Annotated in this window: 17 protein-coding genes and 1 pseudogene; 2 read left to right on the forward strand and 16 right to left on the reverse strand. The window is 61.1% G+C overall.

Annotation, left to right across the window (positions count from 1 at the left end; genetic code table 11):
- Positions 1-24: 24 nt before the first annotated feature.
- From K5Q19_RS10400 to K5Q19_RS10475, 16 genes and pseudogenes are all read right to left on the reverse strand, one after another.
- A protein-coding gene (locus tag K5Q19_RS10400; protein ID WP_292944518.1) for an IS5 family transposase occupies positions 25-815 on the reverse strand; the annotation gives its coding sequence in 2 pieces (ribosomal slippage) (positions 25-515 and positions 515-815; 792 coding nt in all).
- Positions 816-851: 36 nt separating this feature from the next.
- Positions 852-1,286: a hypothetical protein gene (locus tag K5Q19_RS10405; protein ID WP_292944521.1), complete on the reverse strand. Its 435-nt coding sequence runs from the start codon at positions 1,284-1,286 to the stop codon at positions 852-854.
- Positions 1,287-2,118: 832 nt separating this feature from the next.
- The gene (locus K5Q19_RS10410; protein WP_292944524.1) at positions 2,119-2,628 is read right to left on the reverse strand and encodes a hypothetical protein; all 510 of its coding nucleotides are present in this window, start codon (positions 2,626-2,628) and stop codon (positions 2,119-2,121) included.
- 111 nt (positions 2,629-2,739) lie between these two features.
- A complete protein-coding gene (locus K5Q19_RS10415; protein WP_292944527.1) occupies positions 2,740-3,075 on the reverse strand; it encodes a hypothetical protein in 336 nt (111 codons plus the stop codon).
- Positions 3,072-3,542 (reverse strand): JAB domain-containing protein, encoded by a 471-nt coding sequence (locus K5Q19_RS10420; protein ID WP_292944530.1) that lies wholly within the window; start codon positions 3,540-3,542, stop codon positions 3,072-3,074. Before K5Q19_RS10420 ends, K5Q19_RS10415 begins: the two co-directional genes overlap by 4 nt.
- A complete protein-coding gene (locus K5Q19_RS10425) occupies positions 3,509-3,970 on the reverse strand; it encodes a hypothetical protein (RefSeq protein ID WP_292944533.1) in 462 nt (153 codons plus the stop codon). The genes K5Q19_RS10420 and K5Q19_RS10425 overlap by 34 nt, the downstream gene beginning before the upstream one ends.
- Positions 3,970-4,326: a hypothetical protein gene (locus tag K5Q19_RS10430; RefSeq protein WP_292944536.1), complete on the reverse strand. Its 357-nt coding sequence runs from the start codon at positions 4,324-4,326 to the stop codon at positions 3,970-3,972. The genes K5Q19_RS10425 and K5Q19_RS10430 overlap by 1 nt, the downstream gene beginning before the upstream one ends.
- A 38-nt stretch (positions 4,327-4,364) precedes the next feature.
- Positions 4,365-4,880, reverse strand: a complete 516-nt coding sequence (locus K5Q19_RS21945) for a helix-turn-helix transcriptional regulator (RefSeq protein ID WP_365759191.1) — start codon at positions 4,878-4,880, stop codon at positions 4,365-4,367.
- 79 nt (positions 4,881-4,959) lie between these two features.
- A complete protein-coding gene (locus tag K5Q19_RS10440) occupies positions 4,960-5,145 on the reverse strand; it encodes a hypothetical protein (protein ID WP_292944539.1) in 186 nt (61 codons plus the stop codon).
- Positions 5,146-6,477: 1,332 nt separating this feature from the next.
- Positions 6,478-6,624, reverse strand: a pseudogene (locus tag K5Q19_RS10445) (IS481 family transposase); the annotation flags it as partial.
- On the reverse strand, positions 6,579-6,932 hold the full coding sequence (locus K5Q19_RS21950; RefSeq protein WP_365759200.1) for a DUF1778 domain-containing protein: 354 nt from the start codon (positions 6,930-6,932) through the stop codon (positions 6,579-6,581). The gene K5Q19_RS21950 and the pseudogene K5Q19_RS10445, both read right to left, overlap by 46 nt.
- Positions 6,933-7,156: 224 nt before the next feature.
- Positions 7,157-9,301 (reverse strand): TonB-dependent receptor, encoded by a 2,145-nt coding sequence (locus tag K5Q19_RS10455; protein WP_292944545.1) that lies wholly within the window; start codon positions 9,299-9,301, stop codon positions 7,157-7,159.
- 93 nt (positions 9,302-9,394) lie between these two features.
- Entirely contained in the window at positions 9,395-9,784 is a 390-nt protein-coding gene (locus tag K5Q19_RS10460; RefSeq protein ID WP_292944548.1) for a DUF2946 family protein, read from the reverse strand.
- A complete protein-coding gene (locus tag K5Q19_RS10465; RefSeq protein ID WP_292944551.1) occupies positions 9,781-12,927 on the reverse strand; it encodes a CusA/CzcA family heavy metal efflux RND transporter in 3,147 nt (1,048 codons plus the stop codon). Before K5Q19_RS10465 ends, K5Q19_RS10460 begins: the two co-directional genes overlap by 4 nt.
- Positions 12,928-12,932: 5 nt before the next feature.
- Positions 12,933-14,051, reverse strand: coding sequence for an efflux RND transporter periplasmic adaptor subunit (locus tag K5Q19_RS10470; protein WP_292944554.1), 1,119 nt, complete (start codon positions 14,049-14,051; stop codon positions 12,933-12,935).
- A gap of 1 nt (position 14,052) precedes the next feature.
- The gene (locus K5Q19_RS10475) at positions 14,053-15,267 is read right to left on the reverse strand and encodes a TolC family protein (RefSeq protein ID WP_292944557.1); all 1,215 of its coding nucleotides are present in this window, start codon (positions 15,265-15,267) and stop codon (positions 14,053-14,055) included.
- A 393-nt stretch (positions 15,268-15,660) separates the two neighbouring features.
- On the opposite strand from K5Q19_RS10475, the gene glmS reads away from it, so the two are divergent.
- Entirely contained in the window at positions 15,661-17,484 is a 1,824-nt protein-coding gene (gene glmS / locus K5Q19_RS10480) for a glutamine--fructose-6-phosphate transaminase (isomerizing) (protein ID WP_292944560.1), read from the forward strand.
- Positions 17,485-17,776: 292 nt separating this feature from the next.
- Positions 17,777-18,070 (forward strand): hypothetical protein, encoded by a 294-nt coding sequence (locus tag K5Q19_RS10485; protein ID WP_292944563.1) that lies wholly within the window; start codon positions 17,777-17,779, stop codon positions 18,068-18,070.
- The last annotated feature ends 20 nt before the right edge of the window (positions 18,071-18,090 follow it).

Below are 18,090 nucleotides of genomic sequence, written 5' to 3' on the forward strand. Positions count from 1 at the left end.
CACCATCAGAATGAGGGGTCCCTTTTAGACGCCGATCACCCCGCTAACGGGGTCCCTTTTGCACGCCGGTCCACACCACAGGCGCATTGAGGCGAGTTGGACCATTGCGAGGAAGTTCTCAGCCAGCTTGTCATAGCGGGTGGCGACCCGACGGAAGTGCTTCAGCTTGGAGAAGAAGCGCTCGATCAGGTTGCGCTCGCGATAGAGCCATGTGCTGAAGTAGGGTTTTGACCGCCGGTTGGCCTTGGGTGGGATGTTGGCGAACGCGCCTTTGTCGCGGAGAGATGCGCGGATGCGGTCGGCGTCATAAGCCTTGTCCGCCAGCACGATTGTGCCAGCGCCAACATGATCGAGCAGATCGTCAGCGACTTGGCCGTCATGGCTTTGCCCCGCAGTCAGGCTTAGTCGGATCGGGAGGCCTTGCCCGTCGACGACCGCGTGGATTTTGGTCGTGAGTCCACCTCGGGAGCGACCGAGACAATGATCTCGATCCCCCTTTTTGCCGTCGCAGCCTGTTGGTGCGCCCGGATAGAAGTGCTGTCGATCATCTGGATGTCGCCGTCATGCGCGGCCGTGATGGCATCCATCATCCGGTCCCAGACGCCCGCCTTCCGCCATCGCACGAAGCGGTTATAGCAGGTGGTGCGCGGGCCATATCGCTCGGGGAGATCGCGCCATGGCGCACCGGAGCGTAACACCCAGAAGATGCCGTTCAGCACGCGCCGGTCGTTGACGCGCGGAACACCTCGTGGCTTGTTGGGCAGCAGCGGCTCGATCAAGCGCCACTCGAAGTCGGTCAGGTCATATCGGCTCATGCCGATGCTGAATCAGATCTCGAAGCGCGAGTGAAGCTATTTTGCGGGCACCTCGACATCGGCCGATGCAGCGGCATCCAGACGAGAGAAGCCATTCTCAAAGCCGTCGAACGACAACGCCGCAGGGTGGCTACATCCGATGACCGACGCGTCGGCCCATTGCGTCAATACCTGCTTCGTCCGATCTATCCGTTTTGCGAGGGACAACTGCTTCCATTCCTTCGGATCAGGGGTGAAACTGACCCGAGTTGCCTCTTGATCGCAGCTTCTAACCGTTGCTCGGATGGCGAAACTGTCCCGGAAGATCAGGATAACATCCAAGTTCGGGGTCGACTGGCGGAGGGTTCTCGTGCAGCCGAAGCTGTCGGCATCATGGGCGCAAACCTCTGTACCCTGCCACGCACCGAATTGCTGGTCCCTGGTCGTGCCGCCAGCGGCTAACAGGAAGGCGGGGGCGACAACCGACAACATCAGACGATGCTAGACCTGATGCCGCGCAACGCCAACAGCCAGCATCGGCTTTATGAGTTCACGGCCTAGGTTAACTACCTATAAGTAACACTTCGTATAGCACGCGGTTTACATCCGCATCGGACTTTTCCCCAGATTCGCGGAAGAGCGTTAGGCAAATTATGTCCAAAATGGACCATTCACTGCCGCGACAAAGCTCCAACTCTCACCAAACGTGCTTGGACATTGGCGACCTGATCCTCGAAAATGTGTGCCGGATCAGATGTTAACCTTTCCCGATGCCAACGCTTTGCGGTTAGATTAACGGTTTGTTTCTTGCCGACACCTCTGCCGGGAATTGCCCTAAAGTGCAGGTTCTAGCGGTTAGTTGAATTGGGCGGTAACCAGCTGGAATGCACGTTGCAAACGTTTGTCGCCAGTTTCTCAACAGTCCAAGGTGATGTGTGGCAGCGGATGTGCGCCTGAGGGCTGCAGCAACCTGTAGGAGGACATCTCCATTCGATGCGGTGTCGAGCGGTGCACGGCATTCAATGGAGCTGCCCGGTCATGCAGGCTGAGGAAGAAGCTCATCATCATTGCCGAAAGAGGAAACTCTCCTACGAGGCCGCTTGGGCTCGCCTTGGTTTGGCAGAGAATGCGTGTAAAGTTCAGCGGCTACCAAGGACCACCTCTGCATCAGTTCCATTTTCGTGCGAACGTATTGAAGTGCTAACTGCGCAGAATCTCCGCGATTGAGATCTGTCTGGAGCTTCTGGTAGTGGTCCGGCGCCAGAGGAGAGTTTCTAGCAGATTGCCAGCAGCGGATCGCCTTACGGTTGGGCCAGTAAGGGCTTCAAGCCGCCGCAATCTCGGTTTCAGACTGTCGGGGGATCAGTGGGCTGATTTGTCGCAATGCGGGGTTGGAACCCAATCCGCTCGGGTCAGTCTCGCAGCAACTTGCCCCATCACTGCCGTCAAAGGCATCTGTCGCCTGCACAGGAGTCCACCGATCGCCGGGCGAAACACCGGAGATCATGCCGGTGACCGGGCGCGGCAGGGAGAGCGGTCCTGGTCCGTCAAGGACCGATCTCGGTGTTTCATCGCCATACCAGCCGCCGGTGTGCCGCGACGATGGCGTATCTTCTCCGACGAGAATGGGAACCTGATCAGGGTCAATCGCTTCGAGCTCACCATGCTCGTCGAACGCGGCGGCTCGCGCTGCGGGCGAGGCGGCCGACAGGCCACCGGCAGAGACTGCCTTGGCACTGGATGAATTGGTAACCGTGAAGGATCCAACCCCAAAAGCGATAATCAGCAGGAAACGCATCAACGTCAGGCGGGCAGATTCCACGAACGGCTCCATTGCAGAGAGTTTTCGCGGCAATGAATGGCCCGATAAGGTTAACGTCGGCGTCGGATCCCGCTAAGGTTAACAGCGTATTTGCCTTGATTGTGGCCAGAATTGGCCGTTCTCTCAGGAATTTTGGGCGAGTATCCTGCCGAGCAACTGACGTCCCCTCGCGCTGAGCCGGATCTCGACGGTGTTCGAAGTCACGCTTCGATAGTCAATCGCGCCTTCGGCGCTCATCACCCGAAGCAAGCGATCGAGGTTGCCGCGGCAGACGCCTGCAAGGCGGCTCAGTTCACCGAGATCAAATTCGTCGGCGTTGTCGCCATCATCGCTGACGCGCAGAAGCACGGCAACGACTGGCAGCTCAAAACCGCGGAACCTCTGTAACTCGTCAATCAGGCTGGCAACAAGGCGGATCAGATCACTGCGAGGGAAGCCAGTGGCATTGGGTTTGCTCATGGCTTGGCCTGCAGAAGACATTCGGATTTGAAGCTGAAGTAACTACCACCCGCGATGATGACGTGGTCGATCAGTTCGATCCCGATCTTCGCGCAGACTCGCTGCAGATCAAGCGTGGCAGTCACATCTTTTGGACTGGGCATAGCCCTGCCCGATGGATGGTTATGGGCCAGGATGATTCCAGTCGCGTCAGTTCGCAAGGCCGTACAGATCAAGGACCGAAATTCGACTTGGGCGCACGAATAGCGACCATTCGCAAAGGTTTCGCTCCATGCCAATTGCCCGGCGCGATTGATGAAGAACGCATGGACGAATTCGTCACTACGATCGCGCGCAAGTTCAAATAGATAGGCAAGAAGGGGCGACGCGTCGGAGACCGCCGATCCCAGCCGAGGCAGCGCAATGTAGCGGCAGGCATCGATAGCGTTGTCGTCTAGGTCTCCGCGCTGGCCTCCTGGGCACTCCACGCCGAATCTGCCCCGTACAGGTGAAGACGCTGGCGGTGGCGATAGGTGGCCGCGACCAGAAGCGGTATCACGGCGTAAGACCAGACCAAGAGGGTAATCTGGTAAGCGGTGGCCGCGATCTCCGGCACCAGCATCTTCGCAAGATGCGCCAGGATGGCTACTATCTGGATCGAACTTGCCCATATTGTCCAATACCGGTTTGCATGCAGCGCAAGCGCACCGAGCGATACCGCCAAGATCAGGTCGATCACGAAAATGCCCCAGTTGATCGAGTGGTAAAGTTCGGCACCGAACTGTGCTGACAGGGCACTTGCAACAAATGCAGCCACATACATCCATGCGGCGTATCGCTCGGGCTTGCCGCCGCGCACCATCGCAAAGATGCATACGGCCAGCAACAAGCCCGAGAATATCAGTGCCCTTGCCATCACTCTCCGACGACGCGCAGTCCTGGCGCGACTTCTGTGCCCACTGCCCTGAGCGGCGGGCAGACATCACCAAAGCTGGTCACCTTGAGGCCGGCCGCATCACGATCAGCGGCAAGGTGCCCGTGGGCCGCAACCATGTGCTGGTAGCTCTGGATGGCGCTGATGGCCGCGAGCGCCACACTTTCAGAGGCAGCAAGTCCGGCATCCAGCGCAAAGTGCGTGCCCTTCGCGTCCTTGGCATTGGATATATCAACAAGCAGCGTGCCCATCTGGCGGACAGTTGCCGTCAAGGCCTGCTCGGCGCCCTTGAGGCTCTGGGCAATCGGGCGGGTGGCAGCAAGGCGTTCGTTAAGCATAGTAGTAACTCCCATAGTTCAATGCAGACCATGGAGGGTTAGGATCGCTGAAGAAGCGTGCTCAAAACCATCGCAGCAAGGCAAATCGCCACAAAGGCCATTGCCAGCCGCGCTGAAAGCTCACCAATCAAACGCAGGCGTTCTATCTTCGACGCGCGAACTTCCCTCTGCCCAGGCGCCCGCAATGGAAGATGGTGTGTCCAGACTAACGCGTCGGGAGGAGAGTCTTTCCCTGTCGCCCGGTCTGGGTCGCAAACCCAATCTTCGATTGCCGGCAACCGCGGCACATCGAGACCTGCATCGAACTGCTGGACATCCGATAGGACCAAAAATTCGGATAGTGATTTTTCGTTGTCTGTCTGGGTCCCAGCAAACAGTTGCCTTGCCGCAGCCCGGCTGTTTTCGGCGCCTAGCTTCTCGCGAGCCCGCCTTAGGCGCTCGTAGATCGTATGAGATGAAACGGATAGCTCGCGCGCAGCCGATTTCGCATCATGGCCCTGTGCAATGAGCGCTAGGGCTTCGATTTCTTTGGGTGTCAGATTGCCCCGCGCCATGAGCTTGCTCTTACGCGGAATCGAAGTTTTTGCCTAGTTTACTATTGCTGCTTGATCGGGACCTGACGTCGCAGACCTTCTAGCCGTTGCTTTCAGATGCATCGTCGAGGCTCAGGGCCAGGACATGGAGGGCGGACTGGAGATGAATGGCGGCCATGTGGAGTTCGAGCTGGTCTGCAATGAGGAGCGCATTTTCGACGATCTCGAAAAGTTCGCTTCGGCTCGACGAAATCGGCTCGCTTGTTCCCCCGTCGGCCATCGACAATTCGCTCCCCACACCTGCTTGCATCGATGTCAGCAAATGCGGCGGAACCCGTAGCAAATCCGTATCGGGGTGCAAGTCAACTTAAGCTAAACTGATCGTTTTGCATGCTCAATCGACGGGTGGACCGCTGCTAGCCTTTTGCATCGGGCGGAGTCGGCACCAGCAACTATCACCACAAGCGAAGGCAGTCTGGCACCGTGCGAGATGATGTTTGGCCTTTGCGAGGAACGAGAAAGAGGAAACCATCAAGACACCGCAAGTGACCATGATCAGACCTCTTCGTTACGTAACGCTGCGCCTATCGACAAAGCCTGACCCGTCGAAGCAACCCGTCCGCCAGAGAAATCTCCTCGTGCACGCTGGTCGTCGGGCGCGATTTCGAGGACCGATTGAAATGCGAGATCTCCGACCGGAAAAGTCGACACCGATTGGTCGGCGAGCGGCAGTGGATGCGGTCAATGTACCAAACCCGCTGGAAGGAACGTAACGTAACGAAACTGGTTCGCAGCGAACCTTCTCCGCAAATCATGGCTGGCAATGCATGATGCTGATGATCATCGGCTGACCGACTCGGTAGCTGAGTTCGTTACGTAACACACAGAAGTGCAGCCTGCCTCCGCCGCTGGATCGCCCGTCCTATACAAAGGGTTCAAGAGCTCGGGGAAAGGCTCATCAGTACTCGACGTGCCATCCCCACATTCCGTCAACAATGCCGTAGTGCGACCACTCCACCAAGCTGGAGCAGTCATTCGTTACGTAACGCCTTGCGCTCAACCAGATTCCTTCCTCCTTTGCGCATGCGACCGAAGCAACTTCAAATGTCAGGAGCGCATTCACAACTGATCAGGCCTTGCAGTCGAGCGCTTCGAACGCGAAGGATAGGTAACGAACGTTAGACACTTGTCTCAACAGCGAAGAGTCTGCTACGGACACCACGTGGTCCGAAGAAATAAGGCGAAGGATCTCGCAATGTCAGTTACAATAATTCAAATATGCGAGCGGTTGCGAAATATCCTTTCAGATCTAGATGCACAGCAATTGCACCTACCCGCTATTCATGTGGCCAAGGCGATTGAAGTTATTGAGGTCAACCAGTCCGAAGAAGTCCTTTCCGGTCGAATAATTTTACATGATTCGAATAAAGATTCCATTGAACAGCTGAATTGACTTTGATTTTGCTTGTCTTGACGCGTAGATGTATTACAGCATAATCTAGTATATTGTAAATTATACCTATTTTTAATTTCAATTGCGCACCGCCGGTAATGTTAATAGTTGAAAAGCATTTCTAAATCAGGACATTTATTTTTAATCGCTATTGGCACTCCGAGATTAGATGTTTGGTCCCGGAATTTGGTGGGTCGGATCTGACTTAAATCGTTGAGGCTCGCGAAGCCAGGCTTTGCAGATGGCTTCATAGGGCGTGAGGCCCTTCAGTATCTTGAGGCGGCGTCCGAAGTTGTAAGCGGCGACGAAGGCGGCAAAGCCCTCCGGCGCCATGGGATCAGCGTGTTTTCCATGATTTCTTCCTCGGCAGTCCGCAATGCCGCATCTTGCATGAATTCCGTTCGTGAACGGCCACGCATGCTGGTCGCACGGTCGATGATCGCTCTATCAGCATCAAGTAGCCGCAACGAAAGCGGATGAGCCTTGCGCAAAGTCGATCGAGCGCAGGCAATTCTCCTTAATCGAGTCATGACATCACAGCATCGAACTCTTCCAATACAGATCGAAAGAGGTGACTGGCTGCCCAGCAGAGCGCAGGGACTGCCGGGCTCGCAGAACATCGTTGAAGTCGGCACCCGGCTGCTCTGGCAGATGGGCCCGAAGACGAGAAGCCGATCTTGCCGCCAGCCCCAGCTGCATTCTCTACCGGCCCTGCACGCATGCCAGCTTGGTTGGTGTCTCCCGCCCTTGCCTGGCAAGCAAGCCCCGGAACCATGTTCCCGCCACAACCCGACGAAAAGCAAACCCGAAGCCAGCACTGCACAGAGCAAGAGCGGGACCCGTATCAGAACGCCTTGTTGATGCCGAAGAAGACCCCGCGCCGCGCGCCATATTGCGGCGCACCGACCCCGACGCCCGAGCCATCGCGCAGCAGGTACGTCTTGTCGAACAGGTTGACCACATCGACCCGCAGCGTCAGCCCCTTGAGGGGGCCTTCGCGGTCGATCTTCTGGGAAATCCCGAGATTGGCGGTGAAATAGGACGGCAGCTTGCCCCCATTGGGCACGATCCCGGCCGGATCATCCGCCCTCAGGCCATCACCATAGAGGAAGGTCATCGACGGAATGAGCCGGCCCAGCCCGTCATGGATGGTCGCCGAGGCCCCGCCCGAGGCGGTCCAGCGCTGCGAATGGTCGGTGAAGATGTAGTGGTTCGAGATATAGGCCAGCTCGTCCGGCGCGAAGAAGTACTGGCTCGAGATGATATTCCGTCCCTTCTCCTGTCCGCGCGCGACATTGGCAAAGAGATCGAACGGCCCGTGGATATAGCTGGCACTCAGCTCCACGCCCCAGGCAAAGCCATCGGCGTAGTTGAAGGGCGAGAGCACCAGCGAGGGCCCGAACTGGCCTTCATCGAGCAGGTTGCGCTTCTTCTTGTAGTAGGCATCGAGCCCCAGCTTGAAACCCGGTGCCACGATCTGTTCGATCCCGCCGTCGATGTAGTGCTCGCGCTCGGCGCGGACGGGATCAGCCGTGGTAACCTCGGTCTGCTTGGTCGTCCCGGCGAAGAGGGCAAGCGTGGGCGAGGCAATCAGTTCCTGCGGCGGCGGCGTGAAATTGCGCGCGTAGCCGAAGTGGAAGGTGGTGCCGCTGGCAGGCCGCCAGACAAGGTTGAGGCGCGGGCTGAGCTGCTGCTCGCGCGTATAGGCCCGCACCGCATCATAGCGCGCGCCATAGTTGAGCGTGAGCTCAGGGGTGAGCGTCCATTCATCCTGCAGGTAGATGCCGTAGAGCTGGCCATTGCGACTGCTGCTGTCGGCGATTGTCAGCGGTGCATCGGACGTCTGATTGCCATCGCCATCGACCGGGAAGACCTGCGATACGACGTTCGAGCGGGTGCGCTCGTTCTGGAAGAACAGGCCGAAGCGCAGCGTGTGCTGGTCCGAAAGCTTGTAGCTGCCATCGGCCTGCACACCGGCCGTCAGGCTCGACAGGCGCGTCGTATCGGCCACGCCCGCCAGGATCAGATCGCCCCCCTGCGGATCGGGCAGATAGCGGGTCTGCGAATAACGGACAAACGGCGCGATCTCGAAATTGAGATCGCCGGCGCCATACTGATAGGCCAGCACTCCGTAGTGCGTGATCTCGCGCTGGTTCTGATTGAGCTGTGACGAATCGTAGGCGTTCTCGCCATTGAGAGTGAACTGCCCCGACTGGCCCGGATTATTGGGGATCTGGAAGTAGCCGATCGACGTGCCGCCGAAGGCCGTGATCCGGCTCGTGTCCGAGAGGACGTCCGACACATAGCCAAAGCCGCGGTACTGTTGGGTACGATCATGGATGGCATTACGCGCGCTTGTCGTGTTCTCGACGCCGAGATCATTCTGCAGGAAGCTTCCCGAAGCAAAATAGCTGAGATTGCCGGATGTGCCGTCAATCGAGGCGCTGGGCTGGATCGTGCCATGACTTCCCCCGTAAACGCCGATCTCGCCCCCGTCTTCAAAGCGGCCGGCTGCCGTCTTGATATTGACCACGCCAGATGTGCGATAGCCATATTGCGCCGGCAGCGTACCGGTCACGAGATCGATCGAATCCGCGATGCGCGGATCGAAAGTCGCTCCGAAACCGGAAATGCTTTCAGGAACGATCACCCCGTTGAGCCGGTACTGCAGGTTGGCGTGCTCGTTGCGGACGTGGATCGAACCGTAGCTGTCAAGCGTGACGCCGGGCGCTTGCAACAGGACCTGCGCCAGGCTGCGGTTGGGCCCGCCCGGCTGGGTGTCGAGCATCGTCCGGTTGATCTGGTAGTCGCTGGCGCCGAGCGAAGGGCGGATGGCATCGCGGGCATCATCGAGCCGCTTGGCGGTGACGACGATCTCACCGGCAGGATTGCCGGATCCATCGGTGGCAGGTGCAGGCGCGACCTGGGCAAAAGCACAAGCGGGGATAAGCGCCGCGATGGCGGCGCCGAGCAGGAAGGTATGACGCATGGGATTACTCCGGATTTCTCTTGGACGGAGAGGACCAGCCTGCCCGCGCTGGCGTGGAGGCACCCCCGCGAGCCGAAGCCGGCCATCAATCGATCAGGCGAGAAACCCGTGAGGAGGCGCGCGGCTGCGCGGCAGCAGATACCGCCGCTTCCAGACGAACGGAAGCGCAGGCGACAGGAACGCCCGGTAGACCACCACCAGTACGATTGGCAGAGTCTGCACCGGGGGCGGGAGATAGGAGCCGAGGTGGCTGAGGCTGAGGCAGATCGGGCAGTCGCTGCTCCGGTCCGCAGGGTCATGATGGTCGCTCCCCACCGGCGCGGGATGCGCCGGAGCCGTTGCGACGGGGCTCGTGTCGAAGTGATGGTGAGTTTGCGCCAGAAAGCTCTGGCCCAGCAGCGCAAGGACCAGCGCCAGCACCAGCCAGGCAGCGCCCGGCCGGGCAGTACGGCCGGGCCCCAGCGCTGACCGGCGGTGGATCAAGCCGCAGGCTCCGGCGTGGCTTCGCCCGGTTCAGCCTTGCGGCGGCTTTCCAGCCAGACAAGCGACAGCGGCAGGAGCAGGAGCATGAACAGGGTGGCGGTCACGATCCCGCCCACGATCACACAGGCGAAGGGACGCTGGGTCTCCGAGCCGATTCCGGTCGAAAGTGCAGCGGGCAGGAGGCCCAGTCCGGCCATCAGCGCCGTCATCAGGATGGGACGGAGCCGGTCGACAGCGCCCTCGATCACCGCGGTGTGGAAGGTTTCACCGGATTGGAGCTTGTGCGTGATGTGTTCGAGCATCACCACCCCGTTTTGCACCGAGATGCCCGCCACCGCGATGAACCCGACTGCGGCCGAAACCGACATGTGCAATCCGGCAAAGCCCAGCGCCGCAACGCCGCCGATACTGGTGAAGGGCACCATGGCAAGGATCAGCGCGGCCGAACGCACCGAACGGAAGGCTCCGAACAGAAGGACGAAAACCCCGAGCAAAGCGATCGGCACGATCAGTTCCAGCCGCTTCATCGCCCGCTGCTGGTTTTCGAACTGGCCGCCCCAGGTCATCTGGTAACCGGCCGGCAGCTTGACCTGCTCGGCTACTGTTTTCTGGGCTTCGGCCACAAAGCCGCCCTGATCGCGGCCATCGACATTGGCCTTCACCGCGACGTTTCTGCTGCCATTCTCGCGGCTGATGCGCGAGGCTCCGACGAGCAATTCGATGCGCGCGATCTCGCCCAGCGAGATGGTACCGCCCGCCGGCAGGGGCACCTGCAACTGGGCCAGATCATCTACCGCGTTGCGCTGATCGCCGGCAAGGCGGACGACAATATCGAAATTGCGATCCTTCTCGTAAGCGGTGCCGACGACGGCCCCGCCAAACGCCGTCGCGATCACGTTGTTGGCATCGTCCGAATTGATGCCATAGCGGGCCATCGCGCCGCGATCGAGAATGGCGCGCACCTCGGTCTGCCCGCCGATCTTGACTTCATCGACGTCAGAGGCCCCGGGGACCTTGCTGACGACGTCGGACGTCTTCCTGCCAAGCTCTTCAAGCACGTTGAGGTCGTCGCCGGTGATCTTGATCGAAATCTCGCCCTTCACACCGGACAGGCTCTCTTCGACGTTGTCCTCGATGTACTGGCTGAAATTGGTCGGCACACCGGGCATCTTCGCAAACTTGGCGCGCATGTCGTCTTCGAGTGCCGCCTTGGTCGGGAACTGGGGGCGCCATTCTCCGCGAGGCTTCAGTTCGATCAGCATCTGCAGGCTGGACGGCCCCTTCGGGTCGGTGCCGTCGTCGGGCCGGCCGGTTTCGGTGCCGATGTGGGCGACCTCCGGATAGGACAGCATGATCGCGCGGGCCTGCGCTTCAACCCTTCGTGTTGTCTCGATAGCCGACGATGGGGTGAGCTGGATCGTCAGCCAGATATTGCCTTCATCCAGCTTTGGCAGGAATTCGGTGCCGAGGCGCGGGATGAGGAGGACGGTCACCAGCAAAAGCGCGCCCGATGCAAGGAAGATGGCCTTGGTCCGCAAAAGGGCCCAATCGAGAACGCGGCGATAGGTATCCCGCATCCGGTCGATCCAGGCCACATGGCGCTCGGCCATGTCGTAGCGCTCGACGAGAAAGCTGAGCACGGTCGGCAGGAAGGTGAGCGTCAGTACAAGAGCTGAGGCCAGAGCGAATGACAGGGTCAGCGCAACGGGTCGGAACATCTTGCCCTCGACCCGCTGGAACGCGAAGATCGGGACAAAGGCCATGATAATGATGGCCTTCGAGAAGAGGATCGGCCGGGCGAGATCGACCACGACCTTGCGCAGAACCTCCTTGCGCCGCGCGATGTCTGGTGCCTGCCCCTTGGTTCGCGCTGCCTCCATGGCCAGCGCGACCATCAGCGCTTCGATCATGACCACGGCGGAATCGATGATGATGCCGAAATCGACCGCACCCATCGAGATGAGATTGGCCGGCACGTTGGCGAGGCTTAGGCCGGTGAAAGCCGCCAGCAGCGCCAACGGGATGATCGCGGCAACGACCATGGCCGCGCGCCAGTTGCGCAGGAACACCAGCAGGATCACCGTGACGAGAGTCGCGCCGACGAGGAGGTTTTCGCTCACGGTCTCCACCGTGCGGTCGAGCAGCTTGGTGCGCTGGTAGGTCGGGCGAATCTGGATGGGCTGCTTGCCGGAGCGCTGGGCATCGAGGCGGAACTGCGCATTGAGTTCGTCGACCGCCTGCCGGACATCCGCAACGACGAGCGCGGCGTTCTGGCCCTTGACCACGGTGACGATGCCTTCGCTCACATCGTTCTCCCGGTCATAGGAGACGATGCCCGCCCGTTCGGGGGAGCCGATCTTCACCTCGCCGATATCGCGGATCAGGATCGGCGTACCGTTGACCTGCTTGACGACGGCGTTGCCGACGTCGTCGATGGAGTTGAACAGGCCAACGCCGCGCACCACGACATCCTCGTCGCCCTTGCGGATGAAGCCGCCGCCAACGTTCGAGTTGGCGTTGCCCACCGCGTTCTGGACGTCGGCAATGGTGACGCCGAACCGCTTGAGCTGGTCGGGCCGGACCAGGACCTGATACTGCTTGATGCTTCCGCCAAAGCTCGAAACGTCCGCCACGCCCGAAACCATGCGGATGCGCGGCCTGATCACGAAGTCCTGGATCGCGCGCGCTTCATAGAGCGGCATGTCCGCCGGCTTGTCGAGAACATAGCGGTAGACTTCGCCGACTGCGGTGGAAAGCGGAGCCAGACTCGGGGTGACGCCACTGGGCAGATCGGCATCGCGCAGCTTTTCGAGCACTTGCGAGCGCGCAAAGTAGTCATCCGTTCCGTCGCGGAAGATCAGGGTAACGACCGACAGGCCCGTGATCGAGACCGAGCGCATGTCCGTCACGCCGGGCGTTCCCGCCAGCGCACGCTCGATAGGCAGCGAAATCGCGCGCTCGATCTCTTCCGGCGCCTGACCGGGCTGCTGGCTGATGACCACGACCTGCACGTCCTGGACATCGGGGAAGGCCTCGATCGGCAGGGTCGAGACAGCGCGGACCCCGACAAAGACGAGAGCAGCCACCATCAGAAGCACGAAAATGCGCTTCTCGATGACGAACGTCGCCAGTTTCTCGAGCATCGGCGTCAGTTCCCGGACATCTGGGCGTTAAGCAGAAGCGCGCCTTCGCCGACAATCCGGTCATTGTCCTTGAGGCCCGAGGTCACGAATGAGAAGTTCTCGCCCCGCTCGCCCACCTCGACCGGGATCCGGCGGAACCGGCCGGGTGCTTCGACCCGGAACACGAAACTCTTGATGCCGACCTCGACGATGGCGGCGTTGGGCACCTTGATCGCAGTGCGCCCGTCATCGGTAACGAGTCTGGCGCGGGCATACATTTCCGGTTTGAGGGCAAGATCTGCGTTTGCCACTTCGGCGCGAAGCTGCACGCGCCGCGTGTTGGGATCCACTGCCAGACCCACTTTCGTCACCCGGCCAGAGAAGGACCGGTCGGGCCATGCGGGTACGGAGAACTCAACCATCTCGCCCACTTTGGCACGCCCGGCGGCATCTTCGGGAACATCGACCAGAAGCCACAGCCGGGTCGGATCGGACACGGTGAACAGCGGCCCCTGCCCGGCGCTGACCTGCTGCCCGGGATTGAGCTGGCGATCGACGACATAACCGCCGATGGGGCTGGTCAGCGCGAGGCTGTCCCCTCTCCCGCCGCCAAGATTGCGCAGCCGCAGCCGGGCCCGTTCCAGCTCGGCACCGGCAGATGCCGCATCCGCCTCGGCCGCTTCGAGATCGCGCCGCGCGATGGCCTCGCCCTGAAAGAGCACGCGCGAGCGTGTCATCTCGCGCGCCTTCTGGGCGCTGACCGCCTGCGCTGTCAGCACATCGGCCCGCGCCTGGCCCAGATCGGGCGCATCGATGGTGGCGAGGACCTGCCCGGCACGGACCGGCTGGGCGATATCGGCGAGCAGCTGGGTCACTCGTCCGGCCACCGGTGTGCCGACCCGGCTGGTCAGCGTCTCGTCCACCACGAGCCGGGCATTGAGGTCGGCCGACACGGGCAGCGGACTGGTCTTGGCCGTCACGACCGTCACCGCATTGAGTTCATCCGCGCCGGGTGCAAAGGCGATGACCCCGGGCTCGGTCTTCGCAGGCGGCGCCTCGGGCGGGGCGGAACTGCCACATGCGGTCAACGTGCCAGCTGCCAGAGCGAGCAGAACAGTTCCCGAAAACAAGGTTGTAGCGCGCATTTCAGTTGTCATCCGCAGTGGTCTGGGCCGCATTAAGGCGGGCAAGGGCATGCGCCTCGTCATTGCGCGCATCGATCGTATCAAGCTCGACCGCGCGCAGCGAGCGGCGGGCATCGAGCAGCTCGAGCAGCGACGTGGCGCCATTGCCATAGGCGAACTCGGCAATCTGCGCCGCATGGCGCGCTGCCGGAAGCTGCTCGTCCTCGATCGTTCTGCGTCGCATCGCCGCCTGCTGATAGGCATTGCGGGCGATCATGATGTCGGCGGTGGCCACCGCCGTCGCCTTGCGCAGTTCCGCTTCAGCCTGCACGAGCTGGGTGCCTGCCGCGTCGATCTCGCCGCGATAGCGGTTGCGCACCGCAAGGGGCACCGAGAGCCCGAAGCCGACCGAACTGCCGATGCCCAGCGATGCGGGCGCGCGTTCATACTGAAGCGTGACCGTTACATCCTGCTTGCGCAGCGCATTGGCTCCATCGAGGCTGCGCTGGGCGGCGCTGAGTCGCGATTGCGCCGAAAGCACTTCGGGACGCTGCAGCGCAAGGAGATCGGCAGGAGCCGTTTGGCCGCCTGCGTCACCAGCCGGCCAGTCCGAACCGGTAGCCAGTGTGTCCGCGATGCGCTCCTGACCGACCAGGGTGGCAAGGACGAGCCGAGCCGAGCGTAGATCGGTCTGGGCCTGCTGGAGATCGGTCTTGGCGCGGGACGCTTCCACCTTCTGGCGTGCCAGATCGGCACCGGAAAGGGCACCGGTGCGTGTCTTCAGGCTGGCCAGTTGCAGGCCCTGATCATAGCTGGCCGCAATCTTTCCGAGAAGGTCAACGCGTTGCTCTGCCGCCTTGAGATCGAAGTAGCTGTCAAAGATCGCCTCGCGGATATCTCGCCGTGTCGCTGCCAGATCGGTTCGACTGGCTGCCAGCAAGGCGGAGGCTGCCGCTGTGCGCGCCCGCCGCTTGCCACCGCGCTCCAGCACCATGTCCACACTGACCAGCGTATCGGCAAGTTGTCCGATCGGCCGTGAACCGATCAGGTTCGGCCTGATCTGGACTGCGGTGAGATTCAGGTTGGGATTGGGTGCGGTATCCGCGATCCGCCGGTTGGCCTCCGCCGTGCGGATAGCAAGCCGCGACCGCAGAACATCGATATTGTCGTTCTCGGCGGCCAGCAGCGCCGCGTCAAGAGTCAGCCGAGAGACAGCGGCCTGATCGGTCTGGCCCACAGCATCCTGCGCATAAAGTTCGCCAGAAACGCTGCAGATTGCCGCAAAGACAAGCAGTTTCCGTCCAAAGGACGCAAGTGGAACCATATAACCAGCCCGATACCAATAAAGTGTACCCGCCCGGCAGAGGTCCAACCTGCAGGTGCAGAAAGCGCCCGAGCAATTGCCGCATGTTGGAATGCGATGCAATGGCCCTTTCGAAAATAATGCCCACATCGGATCAAAAGGACCGCTCGCACGCACCTGATGTGGCGGGATCTCGCATCGGCTACGATCTGCATGACGCACTCGTAACCTGCCCGACATTGGGCGGCAAAGGCCGCCGGCGCACATTGACCCCACTGAACGGCGATGGCCACCTTCGGGCGGCATCCGCAAGAAAAGGGACATATCATGTGTGGAATTGTCGGTATCGTGAGTGGCCTGCCCGTTGAGGATCGCCTCTTCACCGCGCTGCGCCGGCTGGAGTACCGCGGATATGATTCGGCAGGAATCGCCAGCATAGAAGATGGTGCGATCGTCCGCCGCCGTGCCGAAGGCAAGCTGATCAATCTGGGGCGCGTGCTGGCCGAGCACCCCCTGAACGGCACTACCGGAATAGCCCATACGCGCTGGGCCACCCATGGCGCGCCGACCACCTCCAATGCCCACCCCCATGCCACCGGGGAAGTTGCTGTGGTGCACAACGGCATCATCGAGAACTTCAAGGTGCTGCGCGACGAACTTATGGCGCGCGGTCGCCATTTCGAGAGCGAGACCGACACCGAAGTTGTGGCGCACCTCATCAGCGAACTGGTGGAAGACGGCGTGAGCCCCGTCGATGCCGTGCGTCAGACCTTGCCGCGGCTGCGCGGCGCATTCGCTCTGGCGATCATGTTCCGCCGGCAGCCCGACATGCTGATCGGCGCGCGGCAGGGTTCGCCCCTGGTGCTCGGCTTCGGCGAGAACGAGGCCTATCTCGGGTCCGATGCGCTGGCATTGGCGCCGCTCACCCGCCGGATCAGCTATCTGGAGGAAGGCGATTGGGTGGTCCTCACGCGCGCTGGGGCGCAAGTGCATGATGTCGCCAACCAGCAGGTCACGCGCGCCGTTGTCGATTCCGGTGTTTCGAGCGATACGGCGGACAAGGGCAATCACCCGCATTTCATGCACAAGGAGATCCACGAACAGCCGGTCGTCGTCGCGCAGACGCTCAGGTCCTACTTGCGGCGGCTTGAAGGCACCATCTCGTTACCCATTCCGGAATTTGATCTTGCCGGGGTGAAGCGGGTGACGATCGTGGCCTGCGGCACAAGTTACTACGCCGGGATGATCGCCCGCTACTGGATCGAGCAGTTCGCCGAAATCCCCGTCGACATCGATTTTGCGAGCGAGTTCCGCTATCGCGAGCCGCGCATGGAAAACGGCGGGCTGGCGTTGTTCATCAGCCAATCGGGCGAAACTGCCGATACGCTGGCCGCGCTGCGCCATGCACGCGGCGAGGGACAGAAGATCGCCGTGGTCGTCAATGTACCCTCCAGCACGATGGCGCGAGAGGCCGACCTGCTGCTGCCCACCAACGCAGGCCCGGAAATCGGTGTCGCCTCGACCAAGGCGTTCACCTGCCAGCTTGCCGTGCTGGCGGCCTTCGCCACCAACCTTGCCTTCGCGAACGGGCGGATGAACGCAGCCGATGTCCGCCATGTCGTGCGCCATCTCGCCGAGGCACCGGCTGCGCTCAATGCCGCGCTGGGATATGAGGACGAGATCCGGACCGTTGCCCAGTCACTCGCCGAAGCACGTGACGTGCTGTTTCTGGGCCGCGGTGCCGATTACCCGCTGGCGATGGAAGGCGCGCTCAAGCTGAAGGAGATCACTTACATCCACGCCGAAGGCTATGCTGCGGGCGAAATGAAGCACGGCCCGATCGCGCTAATCGACGAGGACGTGCCAGTGGTGGTAATCGCGCCCTCCGGCCCGCTGTTTGAAAAGACCGTATCGAACCTCCACGAGGTGCAGGCACGCGGCGGGCGGATCATCCTGATTTCGGACTACGACGGGATCGAGGCGGCCGGTGCCGGCTGCCATGCAACCATTACCATGCCCAAGGTACACCCGCTGATTGCCCCGCTGGTCAATGCTGTTCCGATCCAGCTGCTCGCCTATCACACTGCCCTGGTCAAGGGCACGGACGTCGACCAGCCGCGCAATCTTGCCAAATCCGTAACCGTCGAATGAACACAACCGGCTGATCCGCTCACCGCCGCGAGCGGACAGGGCAAGCCTCCGGCTCCAAGCCGGAGGCTTGTTTCCGTATGGCCTCGCCGCGACGCAGGATGTTCCTGACCAGCGACACCCCTTCCTTACAGGAGTTTAACCTCGCGGTATTCGGCAAGACAGACACGAGACCCTATTGCTTGTTTCGCCGGTGCGTTCCCTCCCCAACCCAACACCGCCGGTACACAATGCGGCATCCGGCCATCTCCCCCCTGTACGGCCGGATGCCGCATATCTCTGGATCGGCTCTCCCTTGTACGATGCGACCATCTCCATCGTTCTGGCGCTGATCGCCGTGATCGGCACCACGATCTTCCATCTCGAAGCACTGATGCTTGTCGGCCGGTTTGAACGGAAGTCGAGGCATCCGCGCATTCTGGTGCCGGCCGTGCTTACGCTGGTTATCGCCGCGCATCTTGCGGAGATCGCAGGGTATGCGCTGATCTACTGGCTCGCCGACAAGACGTTCGACATCGGATACTTCACCGGACAGCTGAGAACACCGGGAATAAAAGGGGCCACGGATCGGCCGGTAGCACCGGATTAAAAATGGGCCAGTCCTGCTAG

It is taken from the genome of Novosphingobium sp. (assembly GCF_019748365.1).
Classification (GTDB): Bacteria; Pseudomonadota; Alphaproteobacteria; order Sphingomonadales; family Sphingomonadaceae; genus Novosphingobium.

Excerpts from the sequence above, each read along its gene's own strand:
- K5Q19_RS10405 (WP_292944521.1), bottom strand. The coding sequence starts at position 1,286 with ATGTTGTCGGTTGTCGCCCCCGCCTTCCTGTTAGCCGCTGGCGGCACG.
- K5Q19_RS10410 (WP_292944524.1), bottom strand. The coding sequence starts at position 2,628 with ATGGAGCCGTTCGTGGAATCTGCCCGCCTGACGTTGATGCGTTTCCTG.
- K5Q19_RS10415 (WP_292944527.1), bottom strand. The coding sequence starts at position 3,075 with ATGAGCAAACCCAATGCCACTGGCTTCCCTCGCAGTGATCTGATCCGC.
- K5Q19_RS10425 (WP_292944533.1), bottom strand. The coding sequence starts at position 3,970 with ATGGCAAGGGCACTGATATTCTCGGGCTTGTTGCTGGCCGTATGCATC.
- K5Q19_RS10430 (WP_292944536.1), bottom strand. The coding sequence starts at position 4,326 with ATGCTTAACGAACGCCTTGCTGCCACCCGCCCGATTGCCCAGAGCCTC.
- K5Q19_RS21945 (WP_365759191.1), bottom strand. The coding sequence starts at position 4,880 with ATGGCGCGGGGCAATCTGACACCCAAAGAAATCGAAGCCCTAGCGCTC.
- K5Q19_RS21950 (WP_365759200.1), bottom strand. The coding sequence starts at position 6,932 with ATGTTCTGCGAGCCCGGCAGTCCCTGCGCTCTGCTGGGCAGCCAGTCA.
- K5Q19_RS10455 (WP_292944545.1), bottom strand. The coding sequence starts at position 9,301 with ATGCGTCATACCTTCCTGCTCGGCGCCGCCATCGCGGCGCTTATCCCC.
- K5Q19_RS10465 (WP_292944551.1), bottom strand. The coding sequence starts at position 12,927 with ATGCTCGAGAAACTGGCGACGTTCGTCATCGAGAAGCGCATTTTCGTG.
- K5Q19_RS10470 (WP_292944554.1), bottom strand. The coding sequence starts at position 14,051 with ATGCGCGCTACAACCTTGTTTTCGGGAACTGTTCTGCTCGCTCTGGCA.
- glmS (WP_292944560.1), top strand. The coding sequence starts at position 15,661 with ATGTGTGGAATTGTCGGTATCGTGAGTGGCCTGCCCGTTGAGGATCGC.